Here is a 7,406-nt window from a genome sequence, read left to right as displayed (position 1 = left end):
CAATAATTTCTGTTGTTGATATTGACGGTGTCCTTGGGAAGTATACAACGTCACAGATATCCCGGAAATGATCAAATTTACCTTGCCAATCATCGCCCATCGCTAAAATGTCTGCTCGATAATAATTAATGTAATCGCGTTTCATTTCTAGCGACTCTTCCACAAATGTTTCGCTTACAAATTTTAGTGAACTGATTATTTTGATGCGACTACTTTGTTCGTAAATAGGGTATCGCTGTTTTTTTTTGAAATTAAGTTCATCGCTGGATACTCCAACAATTAATTCCGTACCTAATTGGGCGCATCTTTCTAGAATATTAATGTGTCCAATATGGAATACATCAAAGGTACCAAAGGTGATAATTCTTTTAGCCATTGTTATGCTCATCATGAATGTTTAAGACAACCTTGACAGGGTTGTGAGTGATACGATCTTTCTCTTCGGGAATTTTCATATAATCACCATATTTTTTAGAAAGATATTTTTCTACATTGTTAGGGCAAGGTAATTCGATCGACTCAAATTTAAGCATTTTTAAAGGATACAGGTCGGCTATTTCTATAACATCATTAAATGTGACATTGCCTATTTTTCCTGTATCGACATGATTATGTTTCTTATAGGCAGAATCAATTTTAGCAAACAAAGAAGATTGCGATCTTTCGAGATAAATTAATTGATAGAAGTAAGCCTTAAGTCTACGGAAAATGTGCGCTCTTTTGTGTTCAGTGATAGAGATTCGTCTAAATTTATGTAAAAGAATTTTAATATCATCTCTATCTTTCTCTAATTCTTTGACATTATCCCAAGGGAATACATCTATAAAAATTCCATGGTTTATTTTTTTGTCGACTTTTGATTTTTCTATAAATAAGGTATTAGTATCTCTTACCTTTGTAAAATATAAAGGGTACTCTTTTTCGGTGTAAAAGTTTTGTATAAAAAGGTGTGATGGTAATTTATGTTGTAGTTGAAGAAATTTTTCATAATCAACTCTTGGCATTGCAATATCAATATCATCATCCCAAGGAATGAATCCTTCGTGTCTCACTGCACCAAGGGCGGTACCACCGATAGCAAAATAGGTAAGATTTTCTTGATGAAATATTTTTTGCAGTTCGGACATCATTTGTATTTGATGCAACTGTACCTTTCTAATTAAGTTCATAAAAAATATTTATAAAATAAGATGATAAATGGATTCTAATCGAAGTAGAGCGCAAAAAAAAACAAAAATTGGAAAATCTCCAAGAACAGACAATCTTGATCTTGATGCCACATTGAGGCTTCTCTTTCGATTGCGCTCAATTGACCATAAAAACGCCTACAGATCGCTGTCTTTCTGATACTCCATTATGTTTTTTTGCACGCAACTAATTGGCTATGTGAGTTCAAAATATTGTTTTGCAATATATTTACTGTTTACAACATCTAGAATCGCTAAAGAATCTAGGGACGGTGGAGACGCGAGGCATTCAAGCGCTTTTTGGGCCAATAATGCAGGTTGTCTTACCGGCACTAGAAATTTGGCGAGCTCACCTGTCAGAATTTCATTTGGACCATGAGGGCAATTGGTGCTGACTACAGGGGTGTTGCAAATAAGTGATTCAACGATAACTAATCCAAACCCTTCAAAATCAGAGCTTAACAGCATGAGCTTTGCGTTTGCCATCCAAGGGAAAGGGTTCTGTTGAAATCCTGGGGTAATAATTCGGTGCTCTACGCCGTATTTTTTTGCGAGTTTTCTTGCGCGTTCAGGCCGATTTGTGAGTAACACGAGTTTCGGGGCATCAGGCATCAGTTGCAACGCTTTAAATAACACATCATGGCGTTTTTGCCGGGTAACTCGGCCTACGTGGATCATGTAGGGTTCGTTAGGAATTTCTGCAATATATTCTTGGGCTTTCTTTTTGATTTCTTCGAGCCTAAACGGGTTATAAATGGTTTGCACGCTTTGGGGTTTTAGCCAAGATGTGGACCTGAGTTCCTCGGCAATCCCATTTGAAACCGTGATGATTTTTTTGCCAATCAGTGCTTTGGCTTTTTTCCAGCGGCGCCAGAAATGGACTGGTCCACGCTTGAATTCCATCAGGAGTTCTTGTTTGAGAGCGCAGTGACAGAAATAGTAGCATGGTTCGAACTGGCAACCAGAGACAACAATATCACAATCGGTTGAATTACTTAAAAATAGGGAGAATTTTCCTGTGGTTTCCGCCTCGGCTACGGCCGACTTGAGTTGCCCTATTTGTTCCTGCAGCGAAGGCTTTTGGCCTGCCTCAAAGAGATAATGAATGGTCACGTTTTTGGGCGGTTGGAAGTCACCTTCCCTATGAAATACAAATAAATGCACATCCTGCCCAGCTTCCTGCAATATTTCTGCTTGAGATAAGGCAACTTTAACCGTTCCGTTAGAGAAAAAGTTATGGCAAAAAATGGCGATTTTCTTCATATAAGGCTCTTTTACATGTCGTTAGTCGTTGCTGCTTTCAAGCCGATGAGGCCCTGTTTTGGCGGTAGGCTTGGTGAGCAACATCGTTGTTGACAGCTTAAATCGAATCACTGCGAGGCGGCATTATATCAGTTTGTGTTTTTAGGTGGGCTTGGATCATGCGAGTTATTGTGGTTTTTTAGGTTTTTTAAGGGGGATTGATAGGCGTTTGGGCTGTGATTATTCACTCGCTTTGCTAAAACGAGTAGACTGACGACCATGATCTTATGGCGTTAATAGTTAGGTTGGGCTGGCAAAGTGCACACAAGAGCAATTTATCCTGGGACCTTTGATCCCATTACCAATGGTCACGCTGATTTGATCGAGCGGGCGGCGAAGTTATTTAAGCATGTGGTGATTGGCATTGCTGCCAATCCATCAAAGCAACCAAGGTTTACCTTAACCGAGCGGGTTGAATTGGTTAAGCGCGTCACGGCGCATTTGGATAACGTGGAAGTGGTGGGGTTTTCAGGTCTGTTAGTGGATTTTGCTAAGGAGCAGCGGGCAAGCGTGTTAGTGCGTGGGTTGCGTGCGGTGTCTGACTTTGAGTATGAGTTCCAATTGGCGAACATGAATCGCAGATTAAGCCCCGATCTTGAGAGCGTATTTTTAACGCCGGCAGAGGAAAATGCCTTTATTTCTTCAACCTTAGTGAAGGAAGTGGCCTTGCACGGCGGGGATGTTAGCCAATTTGTTCACCCTGCGGTGGCCAGCGCGCTCGCGGCCAAACTTAAACTCAGTCAAGCTTGAGATGGCTTAATGTTGTCAGTCAAACTTTGAGGCCTCAGGCCTCGCGATGATACTCAAAAGGATGTTATGAAGGCATTGTTATTCCCCACCATGTTTGCCACGAGTGTTGGTGCAAGCTTGCTGTATTCCTCAATGTTGGCGGCTGCGCCTTGGGTCGATGCTTCGGATATTTATCTGCGCGCCGACATTAAAGCGCTGGCCGATGCAGGGGTTATCACTGTGCCAGTTAACACCTTTCCGTTGATGTGGTCGGGGATTGGCGGTGATTTAGCCAAGGTTGAGCCTGAGTTGCTTTCTCCTGCCTTAGTGCAAGCGTTTGCGCGGGTGAATTTTTATTATCAAAACGCCCTTGAAAACCGTGGCAATGCGCGTGTGAAGCTGGCGGTTGCCACCGATCCTGCCCGTTTTCAGCATTATGGTAGTGATTATCGTGAGCAGGGTGAAGCAAAGGCCTCCTTTGAACATTTAGGCCCGCGAGTGGCCTATAAGGCGACGTTCACTCAGACCGTTGATCCTCAGGATGATGAAAACTTTCGTCTTGATGAGTCCTATTTTGCGTTTATTTTGGGTAACTGGATCGCAACCTTAGGCTCGGTTGAGCAGTGGTGGGGCCCGGGGATTGATTCGGCGCTGCACCGGTCTAATAATGCGCGGCCGATGCAGTCGCTCACTCTGAGCCGTAACAATGCGGCGGCGTTTACGACGCCGTGGCTGGAGTGGCTTGGTCCTTGGACCTTTAAGACGGGACTGAGTCTCACTGAAGCTGACCGCGCAGTGCCGAAAACCGCCGAATGGGACATGCGTTTTAGTGCCAAGCCGCTGAAACAACTCGAGATAGGGTTAGCGTGGTCGACGCTGTTTTGCGGTGAGGGCCAAGAGTGTGATGTCGGCACTTGGTGGGATGCCATTGATGGCGACGCTGTGTGTGTGGATGGCAGCAAGGATTGTGCCCCGTCGCAGCGCCGCGATGCCGGCCATCGCACCCAGAGTCTTGATTTACGTTATGCGGATACCTGGCAGGATATCCCGGTCGGTTTATACCTCGAGCGCAGCTGCGAGAATGGCAGTGACTGCGGCTCCCTCTGGGGGATTGATACCCATTTCGGCACAGTGGGGCAGCAGTTTACACTCTTTATGGAATACGCCGACACCTATGTGAGCTGTGATACTGGCCGTGGTAACTGTTTCTACGAGGATCCTGTGTATCAAAGTGGGGCGCGTTATTATGGCCGCGCCCTCGGTTCAACCTATGATAGCGACGCGCAGGTGTGGGTGTTGGGCTTGGTCGGGCAGTTTAGTGATAGCCGCGGTTTTACCTCCTTATTGCGCTACGCTCAATTAAATAAGGACGGTAGCAATGTGGCCAGCCCTTGGACGCCACAGCAGCCAAAAGAAGACTTATTGATGTTGGAGCTTTCTTATCGGATGCCAGTCTGGAAGGGGATGTGGAGCGTCGGCGGCAGTGTTGGTCGTTCTACCTTTGAACTCGAAGATAATGAGACCAATGCGACCTTTTTTAGCAGTTACGAATATCGATTCTAACGCGGTATAGCGCTAAGGCTGTGTTGGTCGTTTGTTTCTGCCTATTGTTTCAATAAGCTGTTTCAACACATTGTTTAAACTCATTTTTAATCTATGGCCATTTGAATAAAGACTTGATGGCGCCCGCTGAAATACTGGGGCGCCGGTTAGGCTTATTGATGGATTAATCGGCCGTTTTTAACGACTTCTTGGCAGGGATTCACCCCGTAGCTATAAGCGAGCTGTGCGGGCGTTGAAATGTCCCACAGGCAAAAGTCCGCCTGTTTGCCAACCACTAAACTGCCGACCTTATCTTCAATCCCCAGTGCTTTGGCTGCATTGAGTGTTAGGCCCGCTAAAGCTTCTTCGGGCGTTAAGCGAAATAAGGTGCAGCCCATGTTTAGCATCAGCAGCGTTGAGCAAATGGGTGACGAGCCTGGGTTAACGTCGCTTGCCAGCACCATAGGCACACCGTATTGGCGCAATAAATCGATGGGCGGTTTTTGGGTTTCCCGCAAAAAGTAAAACGCGCCCGGTAACAGCACGGCGCAGGTGCCGCTTTCACTTAAGGCTTTAACGCCAGCCTCATCCAAATATTCAATATGATCAACCGACTTTGCCCCTAAGCGTGCGGCTAATGCCGAGCCGCCCATATTGGATAATTGCTCGGCGTGGAGTTTGATCTGTAAACCCGCAGCCTTAGCGGCGCTCAGTACGCGTTCGGTTTGTTCTAGGTTAAAGGCGATATTCTCACAAAACACATCCACCGCATCGGCGAGGTTTTCTTTGATCACCGCCGGCAGCATCTTATTGATAACTAAGTCGACATAGCCATCGCTGTTGCCTTTATATTCGGGCGGCACTGCGTGAGCACCGAGGAAGGTGGTTTTGACATCCACATGGTGATGTTTACCCAGTTCGCGGGCCACACGCAGAATTTTGAGTTCGGTTTCGGTATCTAAACCATAGCCAGATTTAATCTCAACCGTAGTCACGCCTTCCTTCGCCAAGGCATTTAAACGTTGGCGGCCAAGGTCGAATAACTCGGCTTCGTCGGCCTCGCGGCAGGCGTTAACGGTCGAAATAATCCCACCGCCGGCGCGGGCGATTTCCTCGTAGGTGGCGCCCTTTAAACGCAGCTCAAATTCATTGGCGCGATTGCCGGCAAACACTAAATGGGTGTGGGCATCAATGAGGCCGGGGGTAATCCAACCGCCCTTGCCCCTGTAAACCGGAATGGACAACACATCGAAGGCGGGGAGTTCGCTGCGCGGGCCAAGCCAAGCAATTTTACCGTCTTTTACGGCGATAGCCGCATGGGTGATTGCGCCGTAAGGTGCTGATATAGAAGGGTCCATTGTCGCTACATTAACGTCTATCCAAACCTGATCCCAAGACATTGTTATCCCTCGCTGCGCTGGCTGTGTGCCCCGCAAACTCTTTAGTATCGAAAGTTATGTGAGCTAGCTTGTATTTACTTGTATATACAAGCTAGGATTGTAGCCGCAATTTTGAACGTTTAAAAGAGTGACTAGCACCGACTCGCTAGTACCTCGACTTTTATACCGAGGAAGTATTTTGGCTACGCCTAAGTTTGCAGAAATAAAGCAATACATCATTGGCTGTATCGAGTCCGGTGAGTGGGAAGAAAATGCCCGCGTGCCCTCAGAAAATCAGCTGGCTGAGCTGTTTGTCTGTAGCCGCATGACGGCGCGGCGCGCCTTAACAGAGCTGACCGATAACGGCGTGCTTGAACGCTCACAAGGGCTGGGCACCTTTGTGGCGGGGCGTAAGTCGCAATCTTCCATGTTGGCTATCCGCAATATTGCCGATGAAATCAAAGATCGTGGCCATGGTTACAGTGTGCAGCAATTAGCACTTGAGCAAGTGAACGCCAGCGCGCCGATTGCCATCGCACTGGCGCTCGACGTCGGCAGTCCGGTATTTCATTCAATATTAGTGCATTGCGAGCAGGGCGTGCCGCTGCAAGTCGAGGAGCGTTATGTAAATCCCGCCTTTGCGCCCGACTACTTAGTGCAGGACTTTCGCGAGCAAACACCCCATGAATACTTATCGCAGGTGGCGCCGCTGACCGAGGCACATCACACCATCGAAGCCATTATTGCCAGTAGCGAATTGCAGCAGAGGTTAGCCATCCCGGCGACCGAACCCTGTTTACAGATTTCACGCCGCACTTGGTCACGCCAAGGGGTGGTGAGTTTTGCCAAATTAGTACACCCAGGTAGCCGCTTTAAACTCGGTGGTCATCTGACATTCAATAAATAGCGTCACGCAAGAAGAGGTGAATGCTGATGGCATTCATCCGATTTTTAGCGACAAAAACACAATAAAAACAATAGCACTTAGCCAAATGGCGAGTGAGTTCAACAGGTTGAAAGAGGACATCTCAATGGATAAGCGACACGACCCAAGCCGCCGCATTATTGCGCCCCATGGTAGCCAATTAAGCTGTAAAAGCTGGTTAACCGAAGCGCCAATGCGCATGTTAATGAACAACTTACATCCCGATGTGGCCGAGCGCCCAGAGGATTTAGTGGTTTACGGCGGTATCGGCCGCGCGGCCCGCGACTGGGACTGCTACGACAAAATCATCGAAGTGCTACAACGTCTCGAAGACGATGAAAC

Annotated in this window: 7 protein-coding genes and 1 pseudogene; 4 read left to right on the top strand and 4 right to left on the bottom strand. The window is 46.9% G+C overall.

Annotated elements, in window-relative coordinates; translation table 11 throughout:
• The 3 genes from ACRCZA_RS16165 to ACRCZA_RS16155 form a co-directional block, all read right to left on the bottom strand.
• A partial coding sequence (locus ACRCZA_RS16165; protein WP_438675409.1) for an adenylyltransferase/cytidyltransferase family protein occupies positions 1 to 376 on the bottom strand: 376 nt, incomplete at its 3' end.
• Positions 369 to 1,130 carry a LicD family protein gene (locus ACRCZA_RS16160; RefSeq protein WP_438675408.1) on the bottom strand — a complete coding sequence of 254 codons (762 nt, stop codon included), beginning with the start codon at positions 1,128 to 1,130 and terminating at the stop codon, positions 369 to 371. The genes ACRCZA_RS16160 and ACRCZA_RS16165, both read right to left, overlap by 8 nt.
• 252 nt (positions 1,131 to 1,382) lie before the next feature.
• Complete coding sequence (locus ACRCZA_RS16155; protein ID WP_438675407.1) at positions 1,383 to 2,450, bottom strand: glycosyltransferase; 1,068 nt, start codon at positions 2,448 to 2,450, stop codon at positions 1,383 to 1,385.
• 297 nt (positions 2,451 to 2,747) lie between these two features.
• On the opposite strand from ACRCZA_RS16155, the gene coaD reads away from it, so the two are divergent.
• On the top strand, positions 2,748 to 3,239 hold the full coding sequence (gene coaD / locus ACRCZA_RS16150) for a pantetheine-phosphate adenylyltransferase (protein ID WP_438675406.1): 492 nt from the start codon (positions 2,748 to 2,750) through the stop codon (positions 3,237 to 3,239).
• 66 nt (positions 3,240 to 3,305) lie between these two features.
• Entirely contained in the window at positions 3,306 to 4,781 is a 1,476-nt protein-coding gene (locus ACRCZA_RS16145) for a capsule assembly Wzi family protein (protein WP_438675405.1), read from the top strand.
• Between the two features lie 152 nt (positions 4,782 to 4,933).
• Here ACRCZA_RS16145 and hutI read toward each other — a convergent pair whose 3' ends face one another.
• A complete protein-coding gene (gene hutI, locus ACRCZA_RS16140; protein ID WP_438675404.1) occupies positions 4,934 to 6,160 on the bottom strand; it encodes an imidazolonepropionase in 1,227 nt (408 codons plus the stop codon).
• Positions 6,161 to 6,338: 178 nt separating this feature from the next.
• On the opposite strand from hutI, the gene hutC reads away from it, so the two are divergent.
• Both hutC and ACRCZA_RS16130 read left to right on the top strand, forming a co-directional pair.
• Entirely contained in the window at positions 6,339 to 7,046 is a 708-nt protein-coding gene (hutC, locus tag ACRCZA_RS16135; RefSeq protein WP_438675403.1) for a histidine utilization repressor, read from the top strand.
• Positions 7,047 to 7,170: 124 nt separating this feature from the next.
• Positions 7,171 to 7,406: pseudogene (locus tag ACRCZA_RS16130) on the top strand (urocanate hydratase); the annotation flags it as partial.

Source organism: Shewanella sp., from assembly GCF_051658185.1.
GTDB lineage: Bacteria > Pseudomonadota > Gammaproteobacteria > Enterobacterales > Shewanellaceae > Shewanella.
The sequence above is the reverse complement of the archived record's forward strand: the minus strand, read 5'-3'. Positions and strand labels throughout refer to the sequence as shown.

Coding starts and splice junctions, on each gene's coding strand:
- ACRCZA_RS16160 (WP_438675408.1), bottom strand. CDS start 1,130: ATGATGTCCGAACTGCAAAAAATATTTCATCAAGAAAATCTTACCTAT.
- ACRCZA_RS16155 (WP_438675407.1), bottom strand. CDS start 2,450: ATGAAGAAAATCGCCATTTTTTGCCATAACTTTTTCTCTAACGGAACG.
- ACRCZA_RS16145 (WP_438675405.1), top strand. CDS start 3,306: ATGAAGGCATTGTTATTCCCCACCATGTTTGCCACGAGTGTTGGTGCA.
- hutI (WP_438675404.1), bottom strand. CDS start 6,160: ATGTCTTGGGATCAGGTTTGGATAGACGTTAATGTAGCGACAATGGAC.